Below are 26,315 nucleotides of genomic sequence, written 5' to 3'. Positions count from 1 at the left end.
CTGGGCTTCAACGTTTGCGTTGTAAGGCCGGACCGCTCAGCAACTGCTGGCGTGAACCGATGCCTGCATCCTCAAAGCCAAGTGAAGAGGCCTGCTCGGCGGCGTCCAGTGGCCCGGCGATGGCCAGGGATCGCCGCCACATCCTCGCGGGTGCCCCCACGCACGCCTCCGCTTCCATGATGTCGGAGGACTCCTTCCACTCCGCGTCACCGCAGGCCGGCAGAACCATCCAGGCCAGGGCTGACAGGACCCGGACGGTGGAGCGGCAGTGGCGGAACATGTCGGACCATCCTGGCGGCAAGGGCGCGATGCGCGGCTGCTGCCTGGAACCCGGACCCCATGAAGAAGTTGCGCACAGCCACCGCATGGCGCCCGGGGGGCGACCTGAACTCCATGACCGTCTGCCTCGCACTTGAGCCGGGCATCCCCGTCACCGGTACCGAAATCACCATGAAGGGCGACGTCACCCAGGAGCAGCTCGCCCATCTGCTGCGCGAGCTGGAGACGCGCTGCCCCGTCAGCGACACCCGGGCCCGTCGCGCGTTCCCACTCCAGGTCGCCTTGACTTAGAAATTACGCAGGTAATATTACGCACGAAATCAAAGGAGCCGCACATGACCGCCAGCTACATCATCGACGCCGTCCGGACCCCGCGCGGGCGCGGGAAGATGGGCAAGGGAGCCCTGACGGGGCTGCACCCGCAGGAGCTGCTCGCGCAGACGCTCAACGCGCTCCAGCGGCGCGGCGGCTGGGATGCTCGCGAGGTGGGGGACGTCATCGCGGGGTGCGTGTCGCAGGTGAATGAGCAGGGCGCGAACATCGCGCGCAACGCCGTGCTGGCGGCGGGCTGGCCGCTGGACGTGTCCGCCGTGTCGCTCAACCGCTTCTGCGGCTCCGGGCTCCAGGCGGTGAACTTCGGCGCGATGGGCGTGGCCTCCGGCGCCATGGACTTCGTGGTGACGGGCGGCGTGGAGAGCATGTCGCACCTGTCGCTGGGCGCGGACGGCGGCGGCCAGGACGGCGGCAACGTGCGGCTGCGCGAGCGCGTCTACCAGGTGCCCCAGGGCATCAGCGCGGACCTCATCGCGACGCTGGAGGGCATCACCCGCGAGGACGTGGACGCCTGGGCCCTGCGCTCGCAGCGGCAGGCGGCCCGCGCCATCGAGGAGAACCGCTTCGCGAAGGCCCTCTTCGCGGTGAAGGACCCGGCCACCGGCGCCGTGCTGCTGGAGCGCGACGAGTACCCGCGCCCGGACACCACCGCGCAGGGCCTGGCCGCGCTCAAGCCCGCGTTCGTCGCCATGGGTGAGACGGCCGTGGGCCCGAACGGCGAGACGCTGGACGGCATCGCGCTGGCCGCCTACCCACGGGCGAAGCGCATCCAGCACGTGCACACCGCGGGCAACTCCAGCGGCATCGTGGACGGGGCCGCCGTGGTGGCGCTGGCGTCGGAGCGGTACGTGAAGACCCAGGGGCTCAAGCCCCGCGCCCGCATCCGCGCCATGGCGACGCTGGGCACCGAGCCGCTCCTCATGCTCACCGCCCCCGCGCCCGTGAGCGAGAAGGCCCTGCGCATGGTCGGCATGAAGGCCCGCGACATCGACCTGTGGGAGATCAACGAGGCGTTCGCCGCCGTGGTGATCCAGACGACGCGCGCGCTGGGCATCGACCCGGAGCGGGTGAACGTCAACGGCGGCGCCATCGCGCTGGGCCACCCGCTGGGCGCCACCGGCGCGATGCTGCTGGGCACCGCCCTGGACGAACTGGAGCGCACGGGCAAGCAGACGGCGCTCATCACCATGTGCATCGGCGGCGGCCAGGGCATCGCCACCATCATCGAGCGCGTGTAGCGCTCAGCCATCCACGGGCGCGTGTAGCGCCCGGCGCTCCCGGTAGGACCTCCGGGAGCGCCAGCGGGCCTTGCGCCGCGGAGAGGCTTCGCGCCCTACGGCAGGTACTTCCACGTCGCCGTCACCGCCGGCTGGAAGCAGTGCACGTGGGCCTTGGTGGCGGCGGGAATCTCCTGCACGACGCCGGCCCCGTAGCCCTGCGTGCGGCACCACTGGCTCACCTCCAGGCGAGAGCCCGGGGCGGTGTAGTCACCCGTGCTGGACACCGGTCCCAGCAATGACCGCTCCACGTCCGTCTGGAGGCCGGAGTTGAAGCAGCCCACCCAGGGCCGGGACGTCACCTCGAACACCTGCCCCGTCGTCCAACCCTGACGGTTGCAGAAGCGGTGCGCCGCGGCGGTGCAGTGGGTGCTCGTCACGCCGCGCTCGTCGGTGCAGCCCGCGTGGATGCGGGACAGCTCCTCGAACGTCACCGCCACGCTCTCGTGCTGGATGGGCGCGCAGGCCACCGTCAGGTCCGTGGCCGAGGACGACACCGGCACGCCCGACAGCGAGATGGGCGGACGGTTGCTGACGAGCTGCTGGATGGTGTCCCAGGTGTTGGTGGCGTTCGCCAGCGCGTCACCCGCGCCCCGCTGCGCGCACACCCGGTGCATCGCGGACAGGCACGCGGCCGAGTTCAGGGCGCTGGTGCCATTGCACGCGGGCGCCTGGGCGCTCATCGCGAACTGGCCCGCGGAGGGCGAGTGCTGGATGGCCTCCTCGCGGCAGTTGGCGCCGTGCGCGGTGAGGCAGATGCTCCGGTTGGAGCGCGCGTGCGTGAAGATGCGCACCTCGTCGATGGCGCCCCGGAACGAGCCCTCGCCGTTGGCCGGGCAGCGCTGCGTGTCCAGGTTCGCGCCCGCGCCGATGTAGAGCGTCCCCGTGCCCAGCCGGGCCGTCCCCGGCGCCACGGGCAGCGCGCGGTTCGTGGGCACGCCGTTGAGGTACTCGTTGAAGACGCCGGTGGTGCCGTCCCACGTATAGGCCAGGTGGCTCCACTGCCCCACCGGCAGCACCGGGCCGCCGCCCAGCCGCACGCGCTGGCCGTTGACGACCAGGGAGAACTGCAACTGATTGCTGGCCTCATGGATGATGTCCAGCCCGCCCGCCTTCTGCATGACGTAGCGGTAGGGATTGCCGGTGGTGCAGCCCTGCTGGATGTCCGCGTCCGGCCGCACCGCGAACTCCACGGACAGCGCGCGCACGGCCGCGCCCACGCCGGGCACCGTGCCGGAGGCGTCCGCCAGGTTCACCGCGAGCGCACCGCCGCCGGGCACCACCAGCGCCTTGCCCTTGCCATGCGGCTGCCACAGCGAGTCCGGCGAGGAGCGCGTCAGCGCGTTGCCCGGGGAGATGGAGGCGCTCCCCACCAGCGTGCCGGTGAAGAAGTGGCCGGAGAGGTCCGGCGTGCGCGTCAGGTCATACGCGCCCGCGCGCGTGACCAGTTCGTTCATGGGCAGGAACAGCAGGTGGAAGGGGTCCATCAGCTCGCCCAGGTCCACCTCGTTGTAGTCGGCCGTGTTGCTGCCGAAGAGGGCCAGCACGTCGTGCGTCTTGGTGACGGGCAGGTAGTGCGCCGCGTTGCTCTGGCCGGGCGGGAAGTTCTGCAGCGGCAAGCGCTCCTGCTCGAAGTTCCACATGGGCCCCGAGTAGAAGAGGTGCGCGATGTCCATGCGGTCCGTGTTGAGCGCTCCGTCGATGTGGTACGCGGTCCAGTTCGTGTCCGCGCCCACCAGGCTCACCGCCTCGCGCCTCGCGCCGTCCGTGTACGTGACGGCGATGTAGAGGAGGTTGCGGCCCTCGTGGTCCACCCACGCGTAGGCGCCTCGCACCAGCGCGCCGGATGCCGTGTCGCCGAAGTCCTCGCCCGTCGCCGCCTTCAGCCGCTTCCACGCCAGCGGGTAGCGCTTCACGCCCGCGTCCGGGTCGTTGAACATCATCGACAGCGGGCGCGGGTTGCTCCAGCCCGTCGCCGCGCACGGCGTGGGGTTGTACGCGTACATCATGTGGTCGATGCCGCCCGTGTTCGCGGGCGCGCCCTGATAGATGATCAGCCGGCCGTCGGACGTCATCGTCGGCTCGATGCCGCGAAGCGTGGCGCCGGTGACGGTGCGCAGCGTCTCCAGCGGGCCGGTGCTGAAGGACGCGATGTCCGCCGCGGTCGTGAACGGCTGGGACACCCGGAGGTCGGACGTGCGCCGCCGGAAGACGTTGTCCCCGTTGAACATCATCGAGTCGAAGATGTACGGCTGGTACACCGCGACGCCGCTCGACAGCACATAGGGCTGCGCGGGGTTGGGGAAGCAGAACGCCAGCGCGTTCTCCCCGTTCCTCACGTCCACCGTCTTGCCCGCGGAGAAGGCCGCCGCGAACGACGGCTTGCCGGACGCGTCGTACGTGACCGCCTCCGGACGGAACACCCGGGCAATCCATGTCGTGGTCGTCGTCGCCTGGTCCTCGCGGATGTTGCCCACGAAGACGCGCCCGTCCACCGTCGACGAGTGCCCGTTCGCCCCGAAGGGCGTCGGGATGCGGGTGTTCACCAGCGACGGGCGCCCCTCCGCCAACACCGCCCCGGGCACGCCCGCGAGCAGCACGGCCAGACTCCAGATAAGTGAGTTTTTCATGGAAATTAGGTTAACCTCATTTCCATGCCCGGCCCAAACCGGCCGGGCCCCGCTCCCTGTCGGAGCCGGGCACACCTTCGAGGATGACGATGGCGGCGAGCGCCGGAAAGACGCTGTGGACGCTGGTGGCGGTACTGGGATTGACGGCGTGTGGTGAGGCCTCCGCTCCGGCCGGGGACGCGACGCTGACGACGCCGGTGGTGGCGGAGCGCGAGCAGTCCGCCACGGCGGCGCCGCTGGGCCAGACGGTGTGGCTGAAGGCGTGCGCGACGCAGAAGTACGTGTCCGCGGACAAGAACCTGGGCGCCACCGCGCCGCTGGTGGCCAACCGCGACAGCGCGCAGGGGTGGGAGCAGTTCCAGGTGGGCGACGCGGGCAATGACTTCATCTCGCTGCGCGTGCTGGAGACGGGCCTGTACGTGTCCGCGGATCCGAACGCGGGCGGACAGGTGACGGGCTTCCGCACGGCGGTGGGTGACTGGGAGCGCTTCACCTGGGTGCCCTTCCCCGACGGCACCGTGGGCCTGAAGGCGAAGAGCACGGGCCAGTACGTGTCCGCGGACATGAACCAGGGCGCCAGCGCGCCGCTGTACGCCAACCGCGCCACGGCCGGCTGCTGGGAGTCCTTCTCCTTCGGCGTCGTGGGCGGCGGCGAGGACCGCTGGGTGCAGATCTGGAGCGACGAGTTCGACGGCACCAGCGTCAACACCGCCAACTGGGCGCCCAACACGTCCGTGCACGTGAACAACGAGCAGCAGCAGTACACCAACTCCGGCGACAACATCTCCGTGAGCAACGGCACACTGAAGCTCACCGCGCGCCTGCAGTGGAACAACGGCTACCCGTTCACCTCCGGCCGGCTGGAGAGCGCGGGCAAGCGGGAGTTCAGCCACGGCCGCATCGAGGCGCGCATCAAGCTGCCGGTGGGCGCGGGCCTGTGGCCGGCATTCTGGCTGCTGGGCAATGACATCAACTCGGTGGGCTGGCCGGCGTGCGGCGAGCTCGACATCATGGAGAACGTCGGCTACGGCGACTGGGTGTCCGGCGCGCTGCACGGCCCGGGCTACTCCGGCAACACGCCCATCAACGGCCGCTTCTATCCGTCGTCCAGCGTGAGCAACTGGCACGTGTACCGCACGGAGTACTCGTCCTCGGACATCAAGTGGTACATCGACGGCGCGCTGGTGAAGACCACGACGCGCACGGAGGTGCAGCGCTACGGCGCGTGGGCCTACGACAAGCCCATGTACATCATCCTCAACCTCGCGGTGGGCGGCGGCTATCCCTTCGGCGTGAACGGCGCCTCGACGCCGTACTACGGCGTGCCGCAGTCCACGGTGGACCTGGTGCGCAACGCGCCGCAGACCCTGGAAGTGGACTGGGTGCGCGCCTACCAGTGGCGGTAGGCTTTGCGGCATGACGCTCCCGCCCCTCCTCCTCCTGGCTGACAGCGCCCCGCTGTTCTGGCGCGTGGAGGGGCGCCCCTTCCTGGACTACGTGCGCGTGCTCACCGGCGCGGAGCTGCGCGTGCCGCCGGTGAAGGCCGCCTACCTGGGCGCGTCCAACGGCGGCCAGCCGGAGTTCTACGACCTCTTCGTCGCGGCCATGGAGGGCATCGGCCTCACGCGGTGCCGGAGCATCCCGGCCGCGCCCTCCGGTGCGGACCTGGCGTGGCTGAAGGAGGCCGACGTCATCCTCCTCGCGGGCGGCGACCCGCGCGTGGGCTGGGACGCGTTCCTGGCGCACGGCGTGGACGGCCTCCTGCGCGAGCGGCACCAGGCCGGCGCCGTGCTGATGGGCGTGTCCGCCGGGGCCATGCACCTGGGCCTGGGCGCGTGGTGCGACGACCTGCCCGTCGAAGGCGAGCCCTTCCCGACGCTGGGCCTGGTGCCCTACCTCATCGGCGTGCACGAGCCGCCCGAGTGGCCGGGCCTCAAGCTCGCTGTCCGTCGCATGGGGCTGCCCACGCGCGGACTGGGCATCCCCCGGGGCGGCGGCGTGCTGCTGCACGCGGACGGCAGCGTGGAGCCCGTGCGGCAGCCGGTGGTGGACGTGACGGTGGACGTGGAGGACCGGCTGCACGAATCCCTGCTGCTGCCCCCGGCCACGCCGTACCGGGGCGAGCCTCCCGAGGCGCCGGTGGACCGGCGGACGCTCCAGTAGCGGACCCTCTTTCGAGGAACGACGATGGCGATGACGACCGGCAGGACGGCGGCGGCGTGGGCGCTGGTGGCGGGGCTGACGGCGTGCGCGGGTGCGCCGAAGCGCTCGGAGGCGGTGGCCGGCCGCCAGGAGGACGGCTGGGTCCAGGTGTGGAGCGACGAGTTCAACGGCACGCAGGTGGACCCGGGCAACTGGACCCTCACCACCGACGTGCACGTGAACAACGAGCAGCAGCAGTACACGACGTCGCCGGACAACGTGTCGGTGAGCGGCGGCACGTTGAAGCTCACGGCGCGGATGCAGACGGCCAACGGATATCCGTTCACGTCGGGCCGGGTGGAGAGCGCGGGCAAGCGGGAGTTCACGCACGGCCGCGTCGAGGCGCGCATCAAGCTGCCGGTGGGCGCGGGCCTGTGGCCGGCGTTCTGGATGCTGGGCAGCGACATCCGCGCGACGGGGTGGCCCGCGTGCGGCGAGCTCGACATCATGGAGAACGTCGGCTTCGGCGACTGGGTGTCCGTCGCGTTGCATGGGCCGGGCTACAGCGGCGACACGCCCATCAACGGCCGCTTCTACCCACGCACCCCGGTGAGTGACTGGCACGAGTACCGCGTGGAGACGTCGCCCCAGGCCATCCACTGGTTCATCGACGGCGAGCGCGTGAAGACCACGACGCGCGAGGAGGTGGAGCGCCACGGCGCGTGGGCCTACGACAAGCCCCTGTTCATCATCCTCAACTTCGCGGTGGGCGGCGGCTATCCGGAGGGCGTCAACCACGCGAAGGAGCCGTACTTCGGCGTGCCCCAGGCCACCGCGGACCTGCTGCGCGCGGGGCCCCAGACGATGGAAGTGGACTGGGTGCGCGTCTCCGAAAAGCGCTGACGCCTCCCTCCAATGGGGGATGGTCCGCCCCGCACCGGGGTTTCTAGGGTGTTCCTCCTGAGGGAGGAACAAGGCATGGCGGTCACGGTGGTGGTGGTGTCGGGGCCCATCGGCGCGGGGAAGACGACGCTCGCGCAGGGGCTGGCGCGGCGGTTCGGCGCGCTGCATCTCCACTCGAAGGACCTCCTGCGGGGGCACGGCGGGGACGGCTCCCGGCGGTCGCTCCAGGACTCGAGCGTCACGCGGGACCGCGAGACAGGTGGGCGCTGGCTGGTGGAGGGAGTGCTCGCGGCCCTGCCTTGTCTGGGCCCGGCGGTGTCCAGCCGCGCGAACAAGACGTCCAGGCTGATCACCGTGGACGCGGTGAGCAGCAAGGCGCAGCTGGACGGCCTGCGCGCAAGGCCGGGGCTCCGCGTCGTACACGTCCACCTGGAGGCGCCCGAGCCCGAGCAGGCCTTGCGCTGCGCGGAGCCGGACACCTTCGAGACGGCCTGGGCGCATCCCGCCGAGCGCGCGGTCCATGAGCTGGCCTCGCTGGCGGAGCTCGTCGTCGACACGGCGAGCGTTTCGCCCGAGGCGGTGCTCGTGCGGGTGGCCAGCCGGCTCGGGCTCTACGGACGGACCGGTGAACGGCTCGTGGACCTCGTCATCCCGGGCCTCCATGGCGACGTGGACACGCGTCCCCTCACGGCGCAGCTCGCGCCCCACTACGAGGTGCTCCTCCGGCTGGGGGTGCCGGACCCGGTGCCCTTGCGCGAGGAGCTGGAGGACGCCTTCGCCCGGCGACACCGCGTGCTCATCGAGAGCGCCGGGACGATGGCGAGCGTCTGCCTGGCGGCGACGGGCATCGCGCCGGGCCGGGTGCGGCGCATCGTCATGGTGTGCCGCTCCGAGGGGCCCACGTTCAACTGGGTGGGGCTGCGCGAGGCCGCCTCCATCAACGGCCCCACGGACCTGGCGCTCGTACTCGCGGGGGACCTGGCCTCCACCAACTGGGACGCCCGGCGCTTCGACCAGCTCACCGACGCGGCCCGCCACCACCTGGAGGAGCTGGAGCGCGTCGCGGGTGCGCCGGTGTCGTTCCTCGCCCCCTCTCCCCAGGCCCGCCACCTCATCGAGCGGCGGCCCTGGTGAGCCCGGCGCTCACGAATCTCCGAAACCCTTTCTGATTTTCCGGGTTGGTGTGTCCGTACAGCACCCGTTCCCGGAGCCCGCGTGCCCCTGCCTCCCCCATCCCCGAGCCGATGGCTGCTGCCCGGGCTGCTGCTGCTCGGGTTCACCCCCCCGGCCGTGGCCATGCCCACCGGCCCTGGCGCCTTCTGCGCGGAATATCCCACCGCGCCCGCGTGCCAGGGCACCCAGCCCGCCTGCACCTACTGCCACGTGGCCCCGCCCCAGCGGAACGGCTACGGCGCCGCGCTGGAGCCGCACCTGGCCCCCGGCAAGCCGCGCCCCCTCACCGAGGCGGACTTCGCCGCGGCCCTCCCCGCCGCGCTGCGCGCCATCGCCAGCGAGGACACCGACGGCGACGGCGCCCCCAACCAGTTCGAGGTCGAGCAGGGTTCGCTCCCCGGCGACGCCACCAGCGTCCCGCCCAGCGGCGTCTGCGGCGGCGGGGAGAACCCCCAGTTCAAGGTCTGCCAGTACGACCCGCGCTTCGTGTACCGCCGCATGCTCAGCGACTTCTGCGGCCGGTCCCCCACCTACGTCCAGGTGGCCACCTTCCTGGAGCTGGGCAGCGAGGACAAGCAGCGCGCCTTCATCGACCAGGAGCTGGACCGCTGCCTCCAGTCCGACTTCTGGCGCGGCAAGCACGGGCAGCTCTGGAAGGTCGCCCACCCGAAGATCCGCCCCGTCGGCTCCATCAAGTCCGGCGAGGACGCGGGCGTGATTCCACTGGCGGACTACTACGACGACTACGCCCTCTTCACCTGGTCGCAGACGGACGACCACGACGCGCGCGACGTGCTCACCGCCGGCTTCTACGTGAAGCGCTCGGGGTCGAACCCCACCACGTACACCGCCGCCAACAGCGTCTCCTCGCAGTTCGTGGAGGCCTCGCGCCGCGCCGGCAACATGACGAGCGCGTGGACGCTCACCTCGTTCGTCATGTTCACCGCGCTGCCGCGCAACGCCGCGTCGCAGATGTACCGCGCGTACCTGGGCCTGGACATCGCGAAGCAGGAGGGCCTGCACAGCGTCCCCAACGAGCCGCGCGACTACGACGCCAAGGGCGTCCAGGCGCCCCAGTGCGCCGCGTGCCACGCGACGTTGGATCCGCTGTCGTATCCGTACCGCAACTACAACGGCCTGGGCGGGCTGCCCAACCGCTACGTCCCCAACCGCCTGGAGCTGCTGTTCCCCAACGAGGTGGCCACCCTGAAGAACACGCCCGAGCAGGGCGTCATCCTGGGCCAGCCCGTGAACAACCTCACGGAGTGGGCGCGGGTGGCCGCCAACAGCGACGCCTTCGCCATCTCCACCGTCACCGACTACTGGAAGCTGCTCGTCGGCCACGCGCCCTTGCCTGAAGAGAACGAGGAGTTCGTCCGCACCTGGCAGGCCTTCCGCACCACGCACGCGTACCGCGTGCAGAAGATGCTTCACGACCTCATCCGCACGGAGGCCTACGGTGCGCCCTGAACGCCTGCTGCTGACCTGTCTGCTCCTCACGGGCTGCTCCGACACGCTGCCCAACGCCGTGGACCTGGGGCCGGGCGCCAACCCCGGCGTGACGCCTGAATGGGATGGCGGCGTCGCGAAGTCCCAGAAGGGCAACCTGCGCTTCAAGGGCCCCGAGCGGCTGTCGCTCGACCTGGCCCAGGCGCTGGAGCTGCCCTCCACCTCCGTGTGCAACGAGCTGGGCCAGTACCCCTGCCAGACCGTGCACGGCGTGGCACTGGGCGGCGTGGACCCCTACCAGCACAGCGTCTACGAGACGCCCACCGTCACGGGCGCCACCACGCCCATCGCCGTGGAGCGCACCGTGCTCTCCGCCTGCAACGCGCGCGTCGCGCTGGACGTGAGCACGCCGGCCTCCGCGGTGGTGTTCAAGGACGTGACCCTCACCGCGGACGGCAGGCTGGCGGACGCCGCGAGCCCCGCCGTGGCCACGGCGGTGACGTCCCTGGTGCGCCGCGCGTGGCTGCGCGACCCGACCCAGGCCGAGCGCGACACGCTGGTCCACCTGTCCGCCGACGTGCAGGCCACGGGCACGGCCACGCCGGGCGTCGCGTGGATGCAGGCCGCGTGTCTCGCCGTCTTCTCTTCCGCCGAAGCCGTCTTCTACTGAGGAACCCCTCCCATGACCCTCAAGACCACTGGCCGGCTGTCGCGACGGGAGATGCTGCGGGCGCTGTCGCTCTGCGCCGCGGGCACCACCCTCTCCCCCTTCCTCACCGGCTGCCGGGAATCGCTCCAGACGCCCGAGTCCCTGGAGAAGCTGGGCCGCCAGCGCGCCGCGCTCGACGGCAAGCCGAAGTTCCTCATCGTCATCGGGGCGGCGGGGGGCGCGTCCATCGTGGACAGCTTCCTCGCGGTGCGCCAGTCCGAGTCCGCCAACGCCGCCGGGCTCAACACCTTCCCGGACGCGCAGGTGCAGGCCGTGGCGGGCAGCCCCTTCCGCGCGGTGAAGTACAGCAACTCGCGCCTGGGCAGCATCAACATCCCGGTCGACACGGACCAGCTGGCGTTCGTGAAGAAGCACGCGAACGAGATGCTGGTGGCGACGTCCGTGGGCACGTCCGTGAACCACGGCATCGCGCAGAAGCGCTCGCTCACGGGCAACGGCGCCTGGCGGGGGCGCACGCTCCAGGAGGCCGTCGCGCTCCAGTGGGGCAGCGGCATGCCCCTGCCCAACGTCAACATGGGTACCGGCGGCTACGCCGAGCGCGGCACCGACGACAGCCTGCCCCTGTCCTGCTTCGGCGAGGCCGTGGTCAACCCGTCCCTGTGGCCCCTGGGGCTGGACGGCTCGCGCGGCATCACCGGGGCGCCGTCGAAGGACGTCCTCGCGCTGGCGCGGAGCACGCGGGACGCGCTGGATCAGAAGTCCATCTTCGGCCGCACCTTCCAGGACAGCGCCGCGCTGAAGCGCTGGAGCGAACAGCGCGGCGTGCAGCAGCCGAAGCTGGAGGCGCTGGACCTGATCACGAAGCTCAACATCCTGCCGGACCTGCCGCAGATTCCGTTGTCGAAGTACGGGCTGGAGTCCTCCCCGGACGGGGCGCGGCTGCGCGAGGTGTTCCCCGGCTTCTTCACGGACCCCGTGCAGGGCCAGGCGGCGCTGGCGTTCCTGTTGCTCAAGTACCGGGTGTCGGTGTCGGTGACGCTGGGGCCGGACTTCAACGTCGCGGTGGGCGGGCCCAACGGCATCGCGAACCCGCCGCTCGCGTTCGACATCAGCCACAACGACCACCGGGGCGGCCAGGCCTTCATGTGGGCGCGCATCCTGAACACGGTGGATTCGCTGATCACGCTGCTCAAGGCGGAGCCGTTCGACGCGACCTCCGGCGAGTCCATGTGGGACCGCACGCTCATCTACGTGGCCACGGAGTTCGGCCGCACGCGTCCGCGGCCTTCCGGCGCCACGGAGTTCGGGTCCGGCCACGACCTCAACAACGGCTTCCTGCTCCTGTCCCCCATGGTGAAGGGCAACACCGTGCTGGGAGGCGTGGATCCGAACACCACCCTCACCTACGGCTTCGACGCGCGCACCGGAGCGCCCCAGCCGGGCAAGGTGACGTCCAACGAGCCGGACATCTTCTCCGGCGTCCTCACCGCCATGGGCGCGGACCTGGGCGGCAGCGGCCTGCCGGACGCGAGCGCCTTCAAGCGGGCCTGAAGCCCCTCCTGGCCCGGGGCCGCTTTCGCCAAACCTGTCCGACTGTCGGACAGGTTCCGGCACTTCGTCTGCGGAGGGGGGCCTCCAGCCCGCCTCAGCCGCCCTCAGGACGGCTTGAGGCAGGCGTTCGTCCAGCTAGATCCAGCGCTCCTGGCGCGATAAGAGCGCAAGGCATGGCATCCCGCACGTTCACGCGCCTGGGCTGCGCGGTCCTGCTCATGACGGCACCTGGCTGCCCGGGCACTGCGACGGGCACGGTGGCACTGCGCTCCGACGGCACACCGGGACCGGAGGAATGTCCCGAAGAAGCACGCAAGGCGATGAAGTACCTGCGGCTGTTCGTGGGGGACTCCGCCTGGGTTCAGCTCGACGCGAATCAGTCCCGTGCCTATCCCATCACCCTGTACGCCGGTCCCATCGAAAGCGTCCTCGAAGACAACCTGGGGCCGCTTGAAGCACCTGCCCGCCTCTATGGACGCGTCTGGGCGGACGGACCGCGGGCCGTGATCCGCTACTACGCGGCCCAACCCCTGGATGGAGGAGATCAGGTCCCCATCTGCGCGGTCGCGAGGCTCGGGCTCGGACAACTCCGGAAGCTGCCGGAGTCCAAGCCCGGAACAGCCGTGCTCGGTTCGCCTCGTGCGGGCGTCTACATCGTGAACGAGTTCCGGTAGGACTTCTTTCCAGGACGCATTCAGGCTCGCGGGACCATTCCTCGTGGGATAGGACGAGCGCATGAAGCTCACCGTTCACAAGCTCGGTCGGATCACGGACGCCGAACTCGACATCCGGCCGCTTACGGTTTTCAGCGGGCACAACGGAACGAACAAGACGTGGCTCGCGTGGGCGCTGTTCGAACTCCTGTGGCCCGTTTCAACCGGCCTGAACACGATGGGATCCATGGCGGTCAGCCAGGGGGATCCGCTCTCATCGAGCGTCCGTGACCGCCTCAAGCCACTCTTCGAGGCCTCGGCTCAAGGCACATCCAAGGCGACTGTGACCCTAGGCGTTGACGAGTTGGAGGTCTGGCCAGAGGGAACATGTGAAACCAAGCTGTACCATGATCAGCTCGCAACGCTTCTTGGCGAGAAGACAAGCATCGCAGCTGATGCTCGGGTGCAGCTTTTGTTCTCCATCCAGGAGATGGAGGCACGGCATGACTCCGTGGTAGCTGAACTCGAACCTGAATTGGGTCGGCTCAGCATCACGTCGCTCTGGACCTTCACCAACGGCCTCAAGAGGACAATCAAGCGCACTTTTACCGACAGCCAATGGGATGAGGACAAGCTCACCCAGGTCTTGACCTGGCCACTCCGACAGCTCCTGTTGAACGTGCTCTGCTTTCCTGCGGATCGAGCAGGGCTCCTCCTGGCCTCCGAGGGGGGCAATAGCGACCTGGATCTCCCGCATCCCGTCACGGATTTCCTGGGCTTCATGCGAATCATGCGGGGAGCCTCACGGAGGGAGTCGCCCCTCAAGGATGCCCTATTACCCTTCCTCGATCCCATTACCGGGGGAAACATCCGTTTCACGGGAGATCGAGGCGAAGAGCGTCTTGTGCTGGAGATCGGCGCCGGCCAGGAACTGCCCATCTCCGTGGCCTCCTCCCTCTCCCGGTCCCTGGCTGGGCTTTCGCACTACATCCGAGCCCTCGCCTCGCCAGGAGACGTCCTCCTCATCGACGAGTTGGAGATGAACGCCCATCCCGTTGCCCAGCTCGCGCTCGTCGAGTTGATGGCGGTCATGGTCCACCACGGGATCCGCATCATCTTCACAACCCACAGCCCCTACGTCATCGACCACCTCAACAACCTGCTTGAGGCGGGGCGCGCTCCCGAGGCACATCAAGCGAAACTCGCGAATGAGTTCCGGCTCAAGACACGCGATGCGTTCCTACCGGCGGACAAGGTCGCCGTCTACGCCTTCGAGGCAACACCTGATGGCTCCGAGGTGAAGGTCACGAACGCGATTGACCCTGGGAGCGGTCTCATCACGAAGAGTACCTTCGCGCCCGTGACCCAGCGGCTCAGCCAGCTCTTCAACGCCGCGCTCGATGCCTCGGAGGAGAAACCGTGAGTACGACGGTGGGGGGTGCCTTTGATCGGCTCCTCTGGAACGGACTGCGGCCCGGTGAGTACTCGCTCTCCGAGAGCGAGGTGGGCGCGAAGCTCTCGCCCGAGGATCAAGAAGCGGTGCTCCTGTTCCAGTTGGACGAGCCGCACGACGAGCTTCGCCACCAAGAGCCGGATGGAACGTCAATCTGTGACGGGATGTTCTTCTACCGTCGCAAGCTGCGAGCCCAGCCCTGGCTCTTGTTCTTTGAGCTCAAGCGCGGCAGCTATTTCAGCAAAGCCGTTGCTCAGCTCACCTCAGCGATTCTTCTGACCGCCAAGAACCTTCATTCTCGGTACACCCTCGATCAAGTCCATGCAGTGGTCGTGTCAGGCGTCGAGTCGCCTCCCGACCAGCAGGTTCTCCAGAAGCAGTTCCGCGCGCAACTCAGCAAGCACAAGATCCGGGCCAGCCTCGGGTTCGTGACGTGTCCCCTCAAGGGGGCCGCGGATCTCCGCGAGGAGTTGCTGTCCAGAGTACGCGCCGTCGGTTGACTCCTACCCTCCGTAGTTTGAGCCAGGCGCGGCGCTGGGAAACCTGTCCGACAGTCTTCCGGCACTTCGTCCGTGGCAGGAGGCACCCCTACCGAACCCTCCTGACTCCCGGCTCAGCCGCCGTAGCAGTTCAAGGTCGAGCCGCCGCAGGAACTGGACCCGGAGTGGCGCCAAGAGCCCGCCGAGCTGGTGCGGCAGCGTCCTGCCGGACGCGAGCGCCTTCAAGCGGGCCTGAAGCCGCCGCGAGGCTCCATGGCGCCCTCTCCAGAAGCCAGAGCGATCAAGCTACTCTCTCCACCTCACCGCGCCCCGCTCCTGGAGGACCCGCATGGCATCCCGCCCGCTGTTCCCGACACTGCTCACAATGACCTCGCTCCTGCTCACCCTCCCGGCTCCCGCCTCGGCGGAGGATGAAACAGAGACGCGGAAGAAACTCGTCGCGTGCATCAACAAGGACATCGCAGCGGCGAATGCGGAATGGAAGCTCCCGGCCGCGGACTTGAAGAAGTTCACGGACATCATCGACAGGCAGATCATGAAGGAGCCCCTCGGCAAGAAGACGCCGGAGGAACAGGCGAAAGTCGTCAATGACATCAAAGACGCTTCGCACAAGGAGCTGCCGAACCTGGAGAGCAAGACCCTTGAAAAGATGCTCCAGACGCTCAAGGCGAAGGGAGCGCATTGCAGCACGCTGGTGAAGCCGAAGAAGTGACCCCACCGCTCACGACCGCGTGAAACCCTGGAGCGACAGCCCGGGCTCCAGCGCGGCCCCTGGCAATCTGTCGGGCTGTCGCGCCGGGCGCCGGCTCAGCCGCCGTAGCAGTTCAGGGTCGAACCGCCGCAGTAGCTGGCACCGGAGTTGCTCCAGGAGCCCGAGGAGTTGGTGCAGATCTGGTTCTGCCGGCGCTCCAGCGTGGGCGTGCAGCAGCCCACCTTGATGGTGCGCGTCTGGCCGGGGATGCAGCCGGCCTGTGCGGACACCTCCTGCGTGTCGTTCTGCACCGGAGCACCCTCGTCCGGAGCCTCCACGCCACAGCCCACGGTCCCCAGCAGACAGGCCGCCAGCAACAGTCCCCGCTTCAGCGTCTTCATGTGTCGCTCCCGGTGGTCGTGATTCACAGCGGTCCGGGACGCTATCAAGGACTCCTGGCTCAGCCAGGATTCCCAGGGTTGCCCGTTCCCGGGAGTCGGGCCCACAACACCGTGGCGTTGGGCCGGGCGGGCTCCGGGGTGATGCCCAGCTTCTTGAAATCCTGCGAGTAGCGCGACCCCTTCAGCACCACCCCCCTGCGCGCCACGCGCCGGGCCTCCTCCACCGTCTCACGCGTCAGCGGCGAATGGTCCGCGTGGCGGCGCAGCGCTTCGAACGCGGCGGAGGACTTTCGCTCGCGCTCGAACATCGGATCGAAGAGCACCATGTCGAACGCGCCGTCCGGCAGCGTGCGCAGGTACGCCGCCGCGTCCGCATGCACCACGTCCACCGCACAGGCAGCCGGGTGGCGCGGCAGTCCGGCGAGCCCGTGGTGCACCAGCAGGTAGAGCGCCGGGCTCTTCTCCAGCGCCGTGACGCTTCCGCCCGGCCCCACCAGCCGCGCCGCCACCTGCGCGTCCGCGCCCAGCCCCAGGGTGCAGTCCAGCACGCGCTCCCCTTCGCGCAGACCCGCGACGCGCAAGAGCTGGTCCTCCGTCACGCCCGCGTCCAGTTGCTTCACGCGCAGGTGCGCGAGCCCCGGTGAAAAGCGCAGCGTGCCTTCCGCGTCCACCAGCGATACCGCCGTGGACTCGAAGACGACCAACGCGTCCGCCGTGTCGGTGAGCAGCTTCTTCAAGGGCAGCTTGTGGTGGCGCTCCACATACGGCACGCCCACGGCCTCCGCCGCGCTCCGCGCACGCTGTGCGAGCTGTGCGTCCACCCGGTCCGACGTGGTGACCACCAGGGGCTTTCGGCAGGACGGCGGAGTCGCGGACATGGGGACGGTGCAGCCTACCCCGCGCGCAAGCCGTCCCTCCGGGGTCATTCCCCTGTCCGCTGCCCGTCACCCACCCTCCCCCAGGACGCATGGCGCGGTGCGGCGCCCCTTCTTACTTCTTTCCCATCACGCGGGGATGTCATGGAAACCGCGTTACCACGGCCTTGCCGGTTCAGGGCCTGGAAGAGGGGGAAGGACATGCGACACCCACGAATGGCCCATGCGGGCGTGCTGGTGTTCAGCGTCGCGGGGCTGATGGCCATGGCCCTGCCGCGCATGGTGGGCACCGAGTCCCGGCCGCTGCTGGACGCGCCCCGCGCATCACCCACGGGGATGGAGCCTCGCGCCGTGGCGTTGGGAGACGTCGACGCGGACGGGCACCTGGACGTCGTCACCGCCAACCACGCCGCGGGCACGGTGTCCGTGCTGCGGAGCCGGGGGGACGGGACGTTCGCGTCCAGCGTGGAGCAGCCCACCGGCGCGCGGCCCACCGCCGTCGCGGTGGCGGACCTGGACGGGGATGGCCACCTGGACGTTGTCACCAGCCACTTCGCGGGCACGGTGTCCGTGCTGCGGGGGCGCGGCGATGGGACGTTCGGCTCGCGCACCGAGCATCCGGTGGGCGCGGAGCCCACGTCCGTGGACGTGGGGGACTTCGACGGCGACGGGCGCCTGGACATCGTGACGTCGAACGAGCGGGACGACTCCGTGTCCGTGCTGCTGAACCGGGGCTCCGGGAAGTTCGCGCCCCGCCAGGCCGTGCCCACCGGCACCAACCCGTTCGCGGTGACGGTGGGCGACGTCAACCACGACGGCAAGGCGGACCTCATCACCGCGAACTTCGTGGACACGGTGTCGGTGCTGCTGGGCAACGGCGACGGGACGTTCCGGCCTCGCGCGGACTTCGCGACGGGCAACGCGCCCTACTCGGTCGTGGTGGTGGACGTGGACGGCGACGGGAAGCAGGACCTGGTCACCGCGAACTTCCGGGGCCGGAGCGTGTCCGTGCTGCACGGAGATGGCACCGGCGCGTTCCCTTCGCGCGCGGACTTCCCCGTGCGGGGCGGGCCGTACCTCGTCGCGCCCGGCGACTTCAACGGCGACGGGACGCTGGACCTGGTCACCGCGAACTACGCGGAGGACACCGTGTCCCTCCTGCCCGGCCAGGGCCACGGCGCCTTCGGCAGGGACACGCTGCTGCCCACCGGCTCAGGGCCCGCGGCGGTCGCGGTGGGGCGGATTGACGGCGACCTCAAGCCGGACGTCGTCACGGCCAACGCCCGCGGCAATGACGTGTCCGTGCTGCGGGCCGCGGCCTCCGCGGACGTGGGGGTAACACTCACCGCCGTCCCGAGGCGGGGCGTGTCCGCGCCGCGCATCGACTACACGCTCACCGTCACCCAGCACGGGCCGGATCCGCTGGCCCGGGCCGTCATCACCGTGGCCCTGCCCCCGGGCCTGCGGGCCACCACCCAGGACTGCCACGTGGCCGCCGGCGCGCTCCAGTGCGAGGTGGGACCGCTGGCCGTGGGGGACACCGCCCGCCTGCGCTTCAGCGCTCCCCTGCCGCGCTCCAGCCTGGGCCTGTCCTACCGCATCACCGCCACGCGGACGCTCAGCGTGCCCGCGGACCTCCAGTCCGCCAACGACGTCGCGAGCCAGGACTACGTGTCCCTGGGCGGACTCGCGGCGACGTGGTGGTGAGCCCCTGAAACGCGACGCCTCAGCGTGAGCGCTTCAGCTTGGACCACATGAGCCCGACGAAGGTGTCGGGGGCGGGCTCCGCGGTCATCAGCTCCTGGTCCTCGTGGCCGCGCACGGGGGGCGGCAGGGGCTTGGGGGCCACGGGAAACGGCAGGGGCTCGCTGCTGTTCAGCCCCTGCGCGTGGCGCTCCATCACCTCCGAGAAGGAGCGCCGGGGCGTGTTCCGGTCCGTCACCGGCGCGGCGCCCTCCACGCTCTGGAGGGCCCGGATGCGCAGGATGACGCTGGCGCCCTCGGCGCGCGAGATGCCCGTCACCCGTCCGATGGGCCCTTTCGGCCCGCGTCCCCGGCTCATGTGCACCCTCCCGGTCCCCGGGGAACGTAACGCCTCCGGGCCCCCGCCGGCCACTGCCCGGCCCCCCGGAGGGCCGCGGGATGGCCTGCCCGGCCGGCCGGTGTTCACTGTCCGCTGAAACCGTCGCCAGGGGTCCCGCGTACCAGGGGAGTGCGCCCTTTTTTGCGAAGGCGCCCGGAGGCTTCGCGTCCCATGTCGTCCGCCCGTGCAGTGTCGTCCCCCACCCTGCTGTCGGTGGCACGCCGGCTGTGGCCCGCCGCGCTGGTGCTGGCCGCCGTGCTGAGCGCGTGCACCGAGGCGCGCGGCGCTCCGCCCGGCACCCAGGCCGCGGTCACCGCGTCCGCCCCGGCGCAGGACGGCCGCAAGTACGCGAAGCCGTCCGACGCGGAGCTCAAGCGCACCCTGTCCCCCCTGGCCTACCAGGTGACGCAGCACGAGGGCACCGAGCCGCCCTTCCGCAACGCGTACTGGAACAACCACGAGGAGGGGCTCTACGTCGACGTGGTCAGCGGCGAGCCCCTGTTCTCCTCGCGCGACAAGTTCGAGTCCGGCACCGGCTGGCCCAGCTTCACCCGCCCCCTGGACAAGGCCCACGTGGTGGAGAAGCGCGACAGCACCCTGGGCATGGAGCGCGTGGAGGTGCGCTCGAAGGACGGCGACTCGCACCTGGGCCACGTCTTCGAGGACGGGCCGGAGCCCACGGGCCTGCGCTACTGCATCAACTCCGCGTCGCTGCGCTTCATCCCCGTGAACGAGCTGGCCGCGAAGGGCTATGGCGCGTGGCTGCCGTCCTTCGGCCGTGCGGCCCCCAGCGAGCCCCAGGGCGCGATGGCCCCCGCCGCGGGCGCCGTCGTGCTGGCGAAGGCGGCGGCCCCCACGGAGGCCGCGCGCGAGACGGCGTACCTGGCCGGTGGGTGCTTCTGGGGCATGGAGGACATCCTCCGCAAGATTCCGGGCGTCATCGACACGGAGGTTGGCTACACGGGCGGCGCGAAGAAGGGCGCCACCTACGAGGACGTGCACACCGGGGAGACGGGGCACGCGGAGGCGGTGCGCGTCGTCTTCAACCCGAAGCTGCTGACGTACGAGGCGCTGCTGGAGCAGTGGTTCTTCCGCATGCACGACCCGACGACGCTCAACCGCCAGGGCAACGACGTGGGCACGCAGTACCGCTCCGCCATCTTCTACCTGTCGGACGCGCAGAAGCGGACGGCGGAGGCGGTGAAGGCCCGCGTGGACAAGTCCGGCAAGTGGTCCCGGCCCGTCGTCACGCAGATTGTCGCCGCCGGGGAGTGGGTGCCCGCCGAGGGCTACCACCAGGACTACCTGGTGAAGAACCCCGGCGGCTACACCTGCCACTACCTGCGCGACTGAAGCAGCACGGCGGACGCCCTCAGGCGGCGCGGTCGTGGGCCTCGAAGGTCATGCCCGCCTTGCGCAGGCGCTCCACCAGCACCATGCCCATGGCGGACGCGGGGGTGAGGACGCCGCCCCGCTTGGGGATGGTGTCGAAGGCGAGGCACAGCGCGGACTCCGCGAGCATGCGCGCCGTCGCCGCGTAGCCCGGGTCGCCCTGCGACGCGACCTTGCCCTCCACCTTCACGCGCTGGCCGCTCTTGGGCGACTGTCCCTCGCCCAGGAGCTTTATTTCGAAGAGGCCGCGCTCGCGCACGGTGGCGGACGGGCCCTGCCCCGGCGCGGGCAGCACGTGCTTCTCCAGGAGCTCCCGCAGCGCGTCCACGTTCGACACGGCCATGAAGCCGCCCAGCCCCGCGGTGGTCGCCGCGGCCAGCGCGAACCCCTTGGGCCCGGGGCCGAAGTCGGAGACCTCCGAGTAGAAGAAGTCGCGGCCCCACGGGTAGCCCAAGAGCGCGTTGGAGCGCCGCACGACGCGCGTGTTGACGGACGCCATCACGAAGGGCGCGGTCCACGTGCCCGTGTCCGGGCTCTTCTTCACCGTGGCCAGGTCGCGCTCCTCCTGGGTGCCTCGGGAGGGCTCCGGGTCCAGCGCGTGGGCGCTGGTCAGCACCTTCTTGAGGGACGGGTCCGCCTTCACCGCCGCCAGCGTGTCCATCATGCTCGCGATGGTGCCGCCGCTGAAGCCGCCGCGCATGCGCGTCAGGTGGAAGCGCACCTGGTCGCAGTGGCCGCCGTGCTTCTCCCGCATGTAGTCCTGGAGCATCAGCGTGCCCAGGTCGGAGGGGATGGAGTCGAAGCCGCAGGTGTGCACGATGCGGGCGCCCGTCTCGCGCGCCCGCGCGTCGTGGGCGTCGATGGTCTTGCGCATGAACTGCACTTCGCCCGTCAGGTCGCAGTAGTCGGTGCCGGAGCGGACGCACGCGGCGACCAGCTCGTTGCCGTAGCGGGCGTAGGGGCCCACGGTGGAGATGATGACGCGCGTGCGCGCCACCAGCGCGTCCAGCGAGGCCACGTCCTTCGCGTCCGCGAGCACCACCGGCAGGTCCGCGAGCTCCGGCCGCACCTTCGCCAGCTCCGAGCGGACCTGGTCCAGTTTCGCCTCGTCGCGCCCGGCGATGGCCCACTTCGCGCGGTGGGTGTCCTGCGTGCGCGCCAGGTACTCCGCCACCAGGCGGCCGGTGAATCCCGTGGCGCCCCACAGGATGACGTCGAATTCGGACTTCTTGTCGTGGGCCATGAGGGTCTCCTAGTAGCGGAAGTCCGCCGCCACCGTGGACAGCCGCATGCCGGAGGTGGAGCGCCCGGGCCACGTCATCGTGACGCGGGTGCGCAGCTGCGACAGCGGGACGGGCGGGGACAGGGTGTACGTGTCGTTGAAGAGGTACCAGCCCTGCGTCATGTCCGGCAGGTTGTGCGTCACCGTGGACTGCGCGATGACGGTGCTGCCGCGCAGGAGCATGCTGCCGCCCTGGCCGCAGATGAGCGGCGCGGTGCAGCTGGCGTTGCGCATGAAGTACTTCACGTTGACGCTCGTCACCAGCACGTCGCCCGCGGCGATGGCCGGATAGCTGAAGTCCACGGAGCTGCTGAAGCCGTTGCCCTCGATGTACGTCGCGTCGAAGTCCGGCTGCGCGGTGTCCTTCACGTCGTTGACCAGGTTCACGTCGTCGGGAACGCCGCGCACGCCGGAGCGCGCCACCGCCGCGTCCGGGCGCACCGCGTTCACGTCCGTGAGGCCCGCGCTCGACGTCGCGAAGGGCTCCGCTTCCTCGGGCGGGAGCCCGCCACAACCCACCATCAGCACGCCGGCAAGGGCACAGGCGGGATACCGCGAACGCTTCCAGTTCATGGCGACCTCGGAGTCAGTCCGGAATCAGGAGGCGAGCGCGTAGCTGGACCCTCCATGTGCGCGCAAGCGCGATTCCACCGCCCGTGAACGCGCTGTGCAGGGCGCCACACCCCGGGGCGTCAAGTGCGCAGGCGCAGCCGGATGGGCCCGCGCGCGGTGGACGGGTCCACCACCCTGCCGCCCTGGACGATGTCCAGCGCGCCGCGCGCGACCAGCCTGCGCGCCGCCTCGCGCACGGGCTCCATGCACGCGCGCCAGTCCTCCCCGCCGGAGGCCCGGGCGACCTCCGAGGGGCACACGGTGGCGCCGCCCGCCCGCTGGGAGAGCAGCTCCAGGATGCGCGCCTCCCACGGGGAATCCCGCGCGCCGGCCCGCTTCCCCCGGCACGCGTCCGAGCAGTAGCGCACCTGCTCCCAGTCGCGCGCCCACTTCCGGCGCCAGGTGATGGCGCGGCCGCAGACGGCGCAGGGTTTGGGAGGCGGTGGGGAGGCCATGTGCCTCCCATCGATGCGCCCCGCCGCGCCGGGTTTCAACCCCGGCCAGCGCCAGCGCGGTAGCCCAGCTCCGCCTCCACCCGCGCCGCCCGGTGCGCGTACGTGTGTTCGGCCAGCACGCGCCGGAGCGCGGCCTGCCCCATGCGCCGGGCGTCCTCCGGGGTGAGGCGCCGCAGGTGCTCGACGACCTCTTCTCCGGAGTGGGCCACCAGCACCTCGCGGCCGGGCTCCAGGAACTGCTCCACGCCCTCGAAGGCGTCGGTGATGAGGCAGGCGCCCGCGCCCGCGGCCTCGAACACGCGCGGGCCGGGCGAGAAGCCGAAGCGCGCCATGCTGTCGCGGTGGAGGTTGAGCACCGCGCGCGCCGAGCAGTTCACCGCGTTGTGGTCCGGCGTGTAGACGTGCCCCAGACGCGCGACGTTGGCCGGCACGACGCGGTCCTCCCAGCCGCTGCCGCCCAGGAGCATGCGCGAGCGGGGCAGCGCCTCCGCGGCCTTGAAGAAGAAGGCCTCCACGCGCGCCTCGCGGTCCAGCAGCCGGTGGCCCAGGAACGACAGGTCGCCGGCGAAGCGTGGCTCCGGCGCCACCGGGTGGTGCGTGTCCGGATCCACCGCGTTGGGGATGGGCACGCACCGCTTCGCGCCCAGCTCGCGGTACGCGTTCACCACCGGCGCGCCGCCGCCGCTCGTGAGGATGTGGTCGAAGCGCGGGATGAGCGGGCGGAGGAGGTCGTTCGCGTCCTTCGCCACGCGCTCCAGCGTGGCGGGCGCGTCCACGTCCCAGAAGACCACCTGGGTGCCGGAGCGGCGCAGCTCCAGCACGCGCGCCTCCAGGTACGCGTCGAAGGCGCCCACGCCGCTGGCCTTCACCACCACGTCCACGCCGAAGGCGTCGTCCAGGCACGCGTCCAGCGAACCCCGGTCGTTCGCGAAGACGACGACGCGGACCCAGTCCGGGTCCTGGAGGTCGCGGTGCTCCTGCCGGCCGTGGGCATCCGGTTCATAGAAGGTGACGTGGTGTCCGCGCGCATGCAGGGCGCGGACGAGGCCGCGGTAGTACGTGGCCGCGCCGTTCCACCAGGAGGACACCAGACTCGAACCAAAGAAGGCGATGCGCAGGCCGTGGCTCATGCGTGGACTCTTTCGGGGGACGACGGATGGAGGACGTCGCCGGACATCCCCAGCGACTGGCAGATGCCCAGCAGCTCCTCCACGCGGTGCGCGCAGGTGTGCCGGGACAGGACCGTGCGCAGGCCCGCCTCCGCGAAGGCATGCCGCATGTCCGCGTCCGCGACGAGCGCGGACAGGTGGCGCCGCATCTGGGCCCCGTCGCGGGCGACGAGGAAGTCCCGGCCCGGGGTGAAGAGTCCCTCCACGTCCTCCCAGGGGGCGGACACCAGCGGGATGCCGCACGCCAGCGCCTCGAAGGGGCGGTGGGTGGGGATGCCGGGCAGCAGGGTGGCGTAGGGCCGCCGGGGGATGTGCACCGTGACGCGGGCCTGGGAGTAGGCCAGCGGCGCGCGGTGGCTGGGCAGCCAGCCGGCGTACTCGATGCCGGCGTCGAGGAAGGCCCGCAGGGCGGGGGCCGGGTAGCGCACGCCGTGCACCCGCGCCGTCAGCCCCAGCATGTGCACGGGCTCCAGCAGGAATTCGTGCAGCGCCTTCGTGCGCTCGTCGTCGCCGCCATTGCCAATCCACACCAGGTCCCGCACCTCGCGGTTGCGCGGGTGCGGGTGGAACACTCGCACGTCGGCGGCTTCATGCCAGGTCCAGGCGCGCGTCGCCCAGCCCCGCTTCCGGTAGAGGTCCCTCAGCACGGTGCCGAAGGCGAGCACCCCGTCGTACTGGGACAGGTCGTAGCGGGCCTGCTCGTCGGGAGCGCTCACGGCCCGGTGGTGGGTGTCGTGGAAGAGGAGGCGGAAGCGGCCACCGTCGCGGCGGTGCTCGCCCAGGCGGCGCACCAGCGCCGGCGAGGTCCAGTCGTGCACCAGCACCAGGTCCGCGCCGTCCAGCACGGCCTCCAGGTCCAGCGCGTCGGGCGCGTAACGCTCCGGGCGCAAGCGCGGGTAGTACGCGCGAAGCTCGTCGAGCACGGCCAGGCCATGGGGTTCCTGCAGGAGGTGCTGGAAGCTCCCGGCGTCCGCGGGTTCGAGCACGCGCACGGAGTGGCCGCGCGCCGACAGCTCCGTCACCACGCCGCGCAGGAAGTGGGCGTTGCCGTGGTTCCAGTCCGACAGCAGGGAGTGGCAGAAGAGGATGACACGCATGGGTGGGCAGGCTCCTGGGTGGGTGGGTCAGCACAGGTGACGTTCGGACACGGGCGTGGGGAAAGGCCGCGGGACGTCAGGGCGGGCTGTCGGCGGCATCCAGCGTCTCCTCCCGCCCCACGGCCTGCCGTGTCCGCCCTGCCCGCTGCGCCTCCAGCCAGTGTCCCAAACGCGCCACACCCTCCACCACCCCCACCCGGGGCATCCACCCGGTGGCTCGCGTGAAGGCGCGCGTGTCGGAGACGTAGTAGCGCGGGTCGCCCGCGCGCCAGTCCTCGAAGGCGACGCGCGGCTCGCGGCCAATGCGGCGTTGGATGAGCGCCAGCAGCTCCAGCAGGCTCACGGTCTGGCCCGGCCCTCCGCCGATGTTGAAGGCCCGGCCCTGGATGCGCGGCATGGCCTGCTGCGCCGACCGGAAGGCGCGCACCAGGTCCTCCACGTAGAGCAGGTCGCGCACCTGCATGCCGTCGCCGTAGAAGGTGAGCGGCTCGTCGTCCAGCGCCCGCTGGAGCAGGTGCGCCACCCAGGCCTGGTCCTCCGTGCCGGACTGCCGGGGCCCGTAGATGCAGCTCATCCGGAAGACCACCGTGGGCAGGCCGAAGGTCCGCGCGTAGTCCAGCACGTACTGGTCCGCCGCCCCCTTGGAGCACCCGTAGGGGCTCTCGAAGTCGAGCGGACACGCCTCGCTGATGCCGTGCGCGAGCGTGTGGTCGTCCATCGGCGTGTAGCGCCGGCCTCGGACCGCGAGCTCCAGCCCCTTCAGCCCGCCATACACCTCACGGGTGGAGGTGAAGACGAGCGGCGGGGGCGTCTCCAGCTCCCGCAGCGCCTCCAGGACGTGGAGCGTGCCGCGCGCGTTGACGTCGAAGTCGTGGAACGGGGAATGGAGGCTGTGCGTCACCGCCACCTGCGCGGCGAAGTGGAACACCTCGCTCGCGTCGCGCACGGCCCGGCGCACCGCGAACAGGTCACGCGTGTCCGCCACGTCGATGCGCAGGCGCTCTCCGTGCCGCTCGCGAAGCCAGCGCAGGTTCCGCTCCACGCCGGGGCGCGACATGTTGTCCAGCACCCACACCGCCCGCCCGTCTTGCAGGCAGTGGTCCGCCAGGTTGGAGCCGATGAAGCCCGCGCCCCCGAGGATGAGGATGTGTTTGCGGTCCATGCGTCCCCCTGGCCCCGTCCAAGCGCGGCCACCGGCCTGCCCGGTGGAACGGTAAACACCCCACCGTCCGGGTCATCCCTCCC

General features: G+C 70.7%; 26 protein-coding genes. 15 read left to right on the top strand and 11 right to left on the bottom strand.

The annotated features are described in order from the left end of the window. Positions 1 to 7: 7 nt before the first annotated feature. Positions 8 to 280, bottom strand: coding sequence for a hypothetical protein (locus AABA78_RS26340; RefSeq protein WP_338266915.1), 273 nt, complete (start codon positions 278 to 280; stop codon positions 8 to 10). Positions 281 to 339: 59 nt separating this feature from the next. On the opposite strand from AABA78_RS26340, the gene AABA78_RS26335 reads away from it, so the two are divergent. Together AABA78_RS26335 and AABA78_RS26330 are read left to right on the top strand one after the other, a co-directional pair. Then, a complete protein-coding gene (locus AABA78_RS26335; protein ID WP_338266912.1) occupies positions 340 to 570 on the top strand; it encodes a hypothetical protein in 231 nt (76 codons plus the stop codon). Between the two features lie 44 nt (positions 571 to 614). Next, positions 615 to 1,850: an acetyl-CoA C-acetyltransferase gene (locus AABA78_RS26330; protein WP_338266908.1), complete on the top strand. Its 1,236-nt coding sequence runs from the start codon at positions 615 to 617 to the stop codon at positions 1,848 to 1,850. Positions 1,851 to 1,945: 95 nt separating this feature from the next. On the opposite strand, the gene AABA78_RS26325 is transcribed toward AABA78_RS26330, so the two are convergent. Further along, a complete protein-coding gene (locus AABA78_RS26325) occupies positions 1,946 to 4,519 on the bottom strand; it encodes a LamG domain-containing protein (RefSeq protein ID WP_338266906.1) in 2,574 nt (857 codons plus the stop codon). An 89-nt stretch (positions 4,520 to 4,608) separates the two neighbouring features. Between AABA78_RS26325 and AABA78_RS26320 the strand changes: the two genes are divergently transcribed. The 11 genes from AABA78_RS26320 (at position 4,609) to AABA78_RS26270 (ending at position 15,725) form a co-directional block, all read left to right on the top strand. Next, positions 4,609 to 5,925 carry a family 16 glycosylhydrolase gene (locus tag AABA78_RS26320; RefSeq protein WP_338266904.1) on the top strand — a complete coding sequence of 439 codons (1,317 nt, stop codon included), beginning with the start codon at positions 4,609 to 4,611 and terminating at the stop codon, positions 5,923 to 5,925. Positions 5,926 to 5,935: 10 nt separating this feature from the next. Beyond that, positions 5,936 to 6,682, top strand: coding sequence for a Type 1 glutamine amidotransferase-like domain-containing protein (locus tag AABA78_RS26315; protein WP_338266903.1), 747 nt, complete (start codon positions 5,936 to 5,938; stop codon positions 6,680 to 6,682). Positions 6,683 to 6,706: 24 nt separating this feature from the next. Then, the gene (locus tag AABA78_RS26310) at positions 6,707 to 7,564 is read left to right on the top strand and encodes a glycoside hydrolase family 16 protein (RefSeq protein WP_338266900.1); all 858 of its coding nucleotides are present in this window, start codon (positions 6,707 to 6,709) and stop codon (positions 7,562 to 7,564) included. 75 nt (positions 7,565 to 7,639) lie between these two features. Then, the gene (locus AABA78_RS26305) at positions 7,640 to 8,698 is read left to right on the top strand and encodes an AAA family ATPase (protein WP_338266899.1); all 1,059 of its coding nucleotides are present in this window, start codon (positions 7,640 to 7,642) and stop codon (positions 8,696 to 8,698) included. An 81-nt stretch (positions 8,699 to 8,779) separates the two neighbouring features. After that, positions 8,780 to 10,207 carry a hypothetical protein gene (locus tag AABA78_RS26300; protein ID WP_338266898.1) on the top strand — a complete coding sequence of 476 codons (1,428 nt, stop codon included), beginning with the start codon at positions 8,780 to 8,782 and terminating at the stop codon, positions 10,205 to 10,207. Continuing rightward, entirely contained in the window at positions 10,197 to 10,856 is a 660-nt protein-coding gene (locus AABA78_RS26295) for a hypothetical protein (RefSeq protein ID WP_338266895.1), read from the top strand. Before AABA78_RS26300 ends, AABA78_RS26295 begins: the two co-directional genes overlap by 11 nt. Before the next feature lie 12 nt (positions 10,857 to 10,868). Beyond that, positions 10,869 to 12,407 (top strand): DUF1501 domain-containing protein, encoded by a 1,539-nt coding sequence (locus AABA78_RS26290; RefSeq protein ID WP_171413365.1) that lies wholly within the window; start codon positions 10,869 to 10,871, stop codon positions 12,405 to 12,407. Between the two features lie 173 nt (positions 12,408 to 12,580). Further along, on the top strand, positions 12,581 to 13,081 hold the full coding sequence (locus AABA78_RS26285) for a hypothetical protein (protein WP_338266892.1): 501 nt from the start codon (positions 12,581 to 12,583) through the stop codon (positions 13,079 to 13,081). 61 nt (positions 13,082 to 13,142) lie between these two features. Next, positions 13,143 to 14,483, top strand: coding sequence for an AAA family ATPase (locus AABA78_RS26280; protein ID WP_338266890.1), 1,341 nt, complete (start codon positions 13,143 to 13,145; stop codon positions 14,481 to 14,483). After that, complete coding sequence (locus AABA78_RS26275) at positions 14,480 to 15,013, top strand: hypothetical protein (RefSeq protein ID WP_338266888.1); 534 nt, start codon at positions 14,480 to 14,482, stop codon at positions 15,011 to 15,013. The genes AABA78_RS26280 and AABA78_RS26275 overlap by 4 nt, the downstream gene beginning before the upstream one ends. Positions 15,014 to 15,341: 328 nt before the next feature. Continuing rightward, positions 15,342 to 15,725: a hypothetical protein gene (locus tag AABA78_RS26270; RefSeq protein ID WP_338266885.1), complete on the top strand. Its 384-nt coding sequence runs from the start codon at positions 15,342 to 15,344 to the stop codon at positions 15,723 to 15,725. Between the two features lie 95 nt (positions 15,726 to 15,820). On the opposite strand, the gene AABA78_RS26265 is transcribed toward AABA78_RS26270, so the two are convergent. Together AABA78_RS26265 and AABA78_RS26260 are read right to left on the bottom strand one after the other, a co-directional pair. Then, positions 15,821 to 16,105: a hypothetical protein gene (locus tag AABA78_RS26265; protein WP_338266884.1), complete on the bottom strand. Its 285-nt coding sequence runs from the start codon at positions 16,103 to 16,105 to the stop codon at positions 15,821 to 15,823. Positions 16,106 to 16,164: 59 nt separating this feature from the next. Further along, positions 16,165 to 16,983 (bottom strand): class I SAM-dependent methyltransferase, encoded by an 819-nt coding sequence (locus AABA78_RS26260; RefSeq protein WP_338266882.1) that lies wholly within the window; start codon positions 16,981 to 16,983, stop codon positions 16,165 to 16,167. A gap of 198 nt (positions 16,984 to 17,181) precedes the next feature. On the opposite strand from AABA78_RS26260, the gene AABA78_RS26255 reads away from it, so the two are divergent. Then, the gene (locus AABA78_RS26255; protein ID WP_338266880.1) at positions 17,182 to 18,687 is read left to right on the top strand and encodes an FG-GAP-like repeat-containing protein; all 1,506 of its coding nucleotides are present in this window, start codon (positions 17,182 to 17,184) and stop codon (positions 18,685 to 18,687) included. A gap of 19 nt (positions 18,688 to 18,706) precedes the next feature. On the opposite strand, the gene AABA78_RS26250 is transcribed toward AABA78_RS26255, so the two are convergent. Next, positions 18,707 to 19,042: a hypothetical protein gene (locus AABA78_RS26250; RefSeq protein WP_171413372.1), complete on the bottom strand. Its 336-nt coding sequence runs from the start codon at positions 19,040 to 19,042 to the stop codon at positions 18,707 to 18,709. Positions 19,043 to 19,234: 192 nt separating this feature from the next. Here AABA78_RS26250 and AABA78_RS26245 point away from each other — a divergent pair, with 192 nt between their 5' ends. Further along, the gene (locus AABA78_RS26245; protein WP_338266878.1) at positions 19,235 to 20,416 is read left to right on the top strand and encodes a bifunctional methionine sulfoxide reductase B/A protein; all 1,182 of its coding nucleotides are present in this window, start codon (positions 19,235 to 19,237) and stop codon (positions 20,414 to 20,416) included. A 19-nt stretch (positions 20,417 to 20,435) separates the two neighbouring features. Here the strand turns inward: AABA78_RS26245 and AABA78_RS26240 are convergent, their stop codons facing one another. The 6 genes from AABA78_RS26240 to AABA78_RS26215 form a co-directional block, all read right to left on the bottom strand. Then, positions 20,436 to 21,698 carry a saccharopine dehydrogenase family protein gene (locus AABA78_RS26240; RefSeq protein ID WP_338266876.1) on the bottom strand — a complete coding sequence of 421 codons (1,263 nt, stop codon included), beginning with the start codon at positions 21,696 to 21,698 and terminating at the stop codon, positions 20,436 to 20,438. Between the two features lie 9 nt (positions 21,699 to 21,707). Further along, entirely contained in the window at positions 21,708 to 22,310 is a 603-nt protein-coding gene (locus AABA78_RS26235) for a hypothetical protein (protein ID WP_338266872.1), read from the bottom strand. 119 nt (positions 22,311 to 22,429) lie between these two features. Further along, positions 22,430 to 22,804 carry a DUF2256 and DUF3253 domain-containing protein gene (locus tag AABA78_RS26230; RefSeq protein WP_171413376.1) on the bottom strand — a complete coding sequence of 125 codons (375 nt, stop codon included), beginning with the start codon at positions 22,802 to 22,804 and terminating at the stop codon, positions 22,430 to 22,432. 35 nt (positions 22,805 to 22,839) lie between these two features. Then, positions 22,840 to 23,934 (bottom strand): CgeB family protein, encoded by a 1,095-nt coding sequence (locus AABA78_RS26225; protein WP_338266869.1) that lies wholly within the window; start codon positions 23,932 to 23,934, stop codon positions 22,840 to 22,842. Next, positions 23,931 to 25,070, bottom strand: coding sequence for a CgeB family protein (locus AABA78_RS26220; RefSeq protein ID WP_338266867.1), 1,140 nt, complete (start codon positions 25,068 to 25,070; stop codon positions 23,931 to 23,933). The genes AABA78_RS26225 and AABA78_RS26220 overlap by 4 nt, the downstream gene beginning before the upstream one ends. 76 nt (positions 25,071 to 25,146) lie before the next feature. Beyond that, on the bottom strand, positions 25,147 to 26,232 hold the full coding sequence (locus AABA78_RS26215; protein WP_338266865.1) for an NAD-dependent epimerase/dehydratase family protein: 1,086 nt from the start codon (positions 26,230 to 26,232) through the stop codon (positions 25,147 to 25,149). Positions 26,233 to 26,315 lie beyond the last annotated feature (83 nt).

This window comes from Corallococcus caeni, from assembly GCF_036245865.1.
In the GTDB taxonomy this organism is placed as follows: domain Bacteria; phylum Myxococcota; class Myxococcia; order Myxococcales; family Myxococcaceae; genus Corallococcus; species Corallococcus caeni.
The sequence above is the reverse complement of the archived record's forward strand: the minus strand, read 5'-3'. Positions and strand labels throughout refer to the sequence as shown.